At 65.3% G+C, this 3,420-nt stretch carries 5 protein-coding genes; 4 read left to right on the top strand and 1 reads right to left on the bottom strand.

Features of this window, described 5'->3' with window-relative positions; genetic code table 11:
- A partial coding sequence (locus ACLHHB_RS09575) for a peptide ABC transporter substrate-binding protein (RefSeq protein ID WP_410218053.1) occupies positions 1 to 675 on the bottom strand: 675 nt, incomplete at its 3' end.
- A 128-nt stretch (positions 676 to 803) separates the two neighbouring features.
- On the opposite strand from ACLHHB_RS09575, the gene cobU reads away from it, so the two are divergent.
- The 4 genes from cobU to ACLHHB_RS09555 all read left to right on the top strand — a co-directional run.
- Positions 804 to 1,337 (top strand): bifunctional adenosylcobinamide kinase/adenosylcobinamide-phosphate guanylyltransferase, encoded by a 534-nt coding sequence (gene cobU / locus ACLHHB_RS09570; RefSeq protein ID WP_410218052.1) that lies wholly within the window; start codon positions 804 to 806, stop codon positions 1,335 to 1,337.
- Positions 1,321 to 2,274 (top strand): nicotinate-nucleotide--dimethylbenzimidazole phosphoribosyltransferase, encoded by a 954-nt coding sequence (gene cobT / locus ACLHHB_RS09565; RefSeq protein ID WP_410218051.1) that lies wholly within the window; start codon positions 1,321 to 1,323, stop codon positions 2,272 to 2,274. Before cobU ends, cobT begins: the two co-directional genes overlap by 17 nt.
- Positions 2,267 to 2,989 carry an adenosylcobinamide-GDP ribazoletransferase gene (gene cobS, locus ACLHHB_RS09560; protein WP_410218050.1) on the top strand — a complete coding sequence of 241 codons (723 nt, stop codon included), beginning with the start codon at positions 2,267 to 2,269 and terminating at the stop codon, positions 2,987 to 2,989. The genes cobT and cobS overlap by 8 nt, the downstream gene beginning before the upstream one ends.
- Positions 2,990 to 3,110: 121 nt before the next feature.
- On the top strand, positions 3,111 to 3,420 hold a 310-nt coding region (locus tag ACLHHB_RS09555; RefSeq protein ID WP_410218049.1), incomplete at its 3' end, for a TRAP transporter small permease subunit.

Below are 3,420 nucleotides of genomic sequence, written 5' to 3'. Positions count from 1 at the left end.
CTGGAAGACGATCTCGACGCCCAGATTGTGACTGGCCAGCGTATAGGCACCGTTGCCGACGATGTTGGCCGGCTGGATCCATGCGTCGCCCAGTTCCTCGACCACGGCGCGCGGAACGGGATAGGTTGTCGTGTGCGACAGGGTGTTGATGAAGTAAGGCGTCGGGTCCGACAGCGTGACCTCCAGCGTCTTGTCGTCGATCGCCCTGACACCCAGCTTGTCCGGCTCCATCTCGCCCGCAATGATGGCGGTGGCGTTCTCGATGTTCATCAACTCCATGTACCAGGCATATTCCGAGGCGGTTTCGGGGCGCACCACGCGCTGCCAGGCATAGACGAAGTCCTCGGCCGTCACCGGCTGACCGTTCGACCAGTTCGCATCGCGCAGCTTGAAGGTATAGGTCAGGAGGTCGTCACTGACCTCATGGCTTTCGGCAACGCCGGGCAGCATCTCGCCCGATGCATCCTCGGTCATCAGTCCTTCGAACAGCTGACGCAACGCGTCCGAACCCTCGACATCGGTGTTCTTGGCCGGGTCCAGCGATTTGATCGCGTCCAGCAGCCAGAAGGTATAGGTCTGGTTTTCGGCCAGGGTCTCGCCCTCGGCAGGTTGCACGGCATAGGCGGGCAAGGCCAGTGCCGTCAGCAGGGCGGTGGTTGCAAAAAGCTTGGTCATCTCAACTCCTCCAAGTTGTGGGTCGATGTCTTGCGCACCGGAAAGGCGCGAGGTTACGCAAAGCGCGGCTGCAGACAAGCGGCGATTGGCGCTTTTCAACGCGCCCGCCCTGTGGAAAACATGCCCGCATGATGGATCGGGGACATATCACGTTGGTGACCGGCGGCGCGCGATCAGGCAAGTCGGCGCTGGCCGAACGGCTGGCTGTCCAGCACGCGATGCCGCGCATCTATATCGCCACGGCAGAAGCGCGCGACAATGAGATGGCAGAAAGAATCCTTCGTCATCAGAATGTTCGTGGAGAAAATTGGACAACGGTGGAGGAGCCCCTCGATCTGTGCGGAGCTTTGCGCAGAACCGATGGGCAGGGCGTCCGGTTGGTCGACTGCCTGACCTTGTGGCTGTCCAATTGCATGGGGCAGGCTCCTGTCGAGCCTCTGGTCATGACGTTACGTCAGCAACACTGTCCTGTTGTGCTGGTGACGAATGAGCTGGGCTTGGGCATCGTGCCAGACAATGCCCTGGCACGACGCTTTCGCGACGACCACGGGTTGATGAACCAGGCGGTGGCTGCTGTTGCGGACGCGGTCTGGATGGCAGTCAGCGGGCTGCCCCTGCGACTGAAACCCTCGCGCGAGGCGGATGATGAACGATTTCGATGATAAGGCGGCCAAGGCCGCCCGGACGCGACAGGCACAGCTGACAAAGCCCAAAGGCTCACTAGGGCGGCTGGAAGATCTTGCGGTCTTCATGGCAGGTTGGCAGCGGACCGAGCGGCCCTGCCTAGACCCGGCACAGGCCCTTATCTTTGCCGGCAATCACGGTGTGGTGGCACGTGGCATCACGCCGTTCCCGGCTGCGGTGACGGCCGCAATGGTGGCGAATTTCAGCGCAGGGGGCGCCGCGATCAACCAGTTGTGCCGTGTGGCCGGGGCAGATCTGCGCGTGGTCCCGCTGGACCTGGATTGCCCGACCCGCGACTTCACTCAAGGCCCCGCCATGACCGGGATCGAGGTGCAGGACGCGATGGCCCGTGGTGCCGAAGCCGTGCAGCCGGGGGCACAGGTCCTTGTGCTGGGGGAAATGGGCATCGGCAACTCGACGGTCTCGGCCGCACTGGCAGCCTCGGTTCTGGGGGGGCGGGCTGAGGATTGGGTGGGGCCGGGAACAGGCGCACAGGGCGACATGCTGGCCGCAAAGCTGCGCGTCGTGACCGAGGGCCTTGCGCTGCATGCGCCCACAACCGCAACCGGCACGCTGGAGGCCTTTGGCGGGCGCGAGCAGGCGGCGATCTGCGGGGCGATCCTCCGTGCGCGCGATCTGCGTATCCCGGTGATCCTGGACGGGTTCATCTGCACAGCCGCCGCTGCGGTTCTGACCCGCGACGATCCGGGCGCGCTGGCGCATTGCCTGATCGGACACGAAAGCGCGGAGCCGGGCCATCGCCGCCTCATCACGTCCTTGGGCATGCAGCCGGTCCTGTCGCTGGACATGCGCCTTGGGGAAGGGTCGGGTGCGGCCGTGGCGCTGCTGGTGCTGCGTGCGGCGTTGGAATGCCATAACGGCATGGCCACCTTTGCCGAGGCCGGGATTGGATAGGCTCCGGCAACTGCTGCTGGCACTGGTGTTCCTGACGCGGCTGCCCTTGGGCCGCTGGCTGCCGCCGCGCGTGCTGCCCTTGGCACAGGCGGCCTGGGCTTTCCCCTTTGCCGGTGCGACGGTCGGTCTCATCGCGTCGCTGCCATTGTGGCTTCTGGGTCCGGGGCTGCTGTCTGCGGCCTTGGCCGTTGCGCTTGCGGTATGGGTGACTGGTGCGCTGCACGAGGATGCACTGGCCGATTTTGCGGATGCCGCAGGGGGGCGCGACCGCAACGACCGGCTGCGCATCATGCGCGATTCCACCATCGGCAGTTATGGCACGATGGCGCTGATCTGCGTTTCCGTCCTGCGCATCGCGGCCCTTGCAACCTTGTCACCGGTCAGCCTGATCGCTGCGGCAGGGGCAGGTCGGGCGGCACCCGTCGTCCTGATGCGCATCCTGCCACCGGCAAGGGACGACGGGCTTGGCCATGGATCTGGCCGACCGTCTTCGCGCACAGTCGCGGTGGCAGTGGCGGCAGCCGGGCTTCTTCTGCTGCTGGGCGCGCCGAGCGCGGGGGCCGCGGTGGGTGCGGTCCTTCTGGCTGGCGGGATAACTGCTGCCGTCTCGGGACGGGCCAACCGGCTGGTAGGGGGACAGACGGGCGATGTGCTGGGCGCGTCAGCATTGCTGGCCGAGACCGCGGTTCTTGTGGCAATGGCTGCTTTGACCTGAGGCCCCGCCAGAACGCTTGACCGGCGCGGGGTCGATGCAGCATATCCGGGCTTGCCATGACGTCCGGGTCAACCGGTCTCGCAGCCCGGAACGCGGGTGGCGCCTTGAGGGAGGGGAACATATGGGTGGCCTTCTGGCCCTATCGCGCGGGATCGACCGCGTCACGACCGTGATCGGCCGCAGCGTCGCCTGGCTGATCCTGCTGGCCATCCTGGTCAGCGCGGTGAACGCGATCATCCGCAAGGTGTTCAGCGTCTCGTCCAACGCTTGGCTCGAACTGCAATGGTATCTGTTCGGTGGCGCCTTCATGCTGGCCTCGGCCTATACGCTACTGGAGAACGAGCATATCCGTATCGACGTGATCTATGGGCGCTGGTCGCGCCGCGTCCAGCACTGGATCGATCTTCTGGGCACGCTGCTGTTTCTGCTGC

The sequence above is a fragment of the Paracoccus sp. (in: a-proteobacteria) genome (assembly GCF_046462195.1).
Taxonomy (GTDB): domain Bacteria; phylum Pseudomonadota; class Alphaproteobacteria; order Rhodobacterales; family Rhodobacteraceae; genus Paracoccus.
The sequence above is the reverse complement of the archived record's forward strand: the minus strand, read 5'-3'. Positions and strand labels throughout refer to the sequence as shown.

What these genes read in the sequence shown, in the direction of transcription:
- cobU (WP_410218052.1), top strand. Translation starts at nt 804, where the DNA reads ATGATGGATCGGGGACATATCACGTTGGTGACCGGCGGCGCGCGATCA.
- cobT (WP_410218051.1), top strand. Translation starts at nt 1,321, where the DNA reads ATGAACGATTTCGATGATAAGGCGGCCAAGGCCGCCCGGACGCGACAG.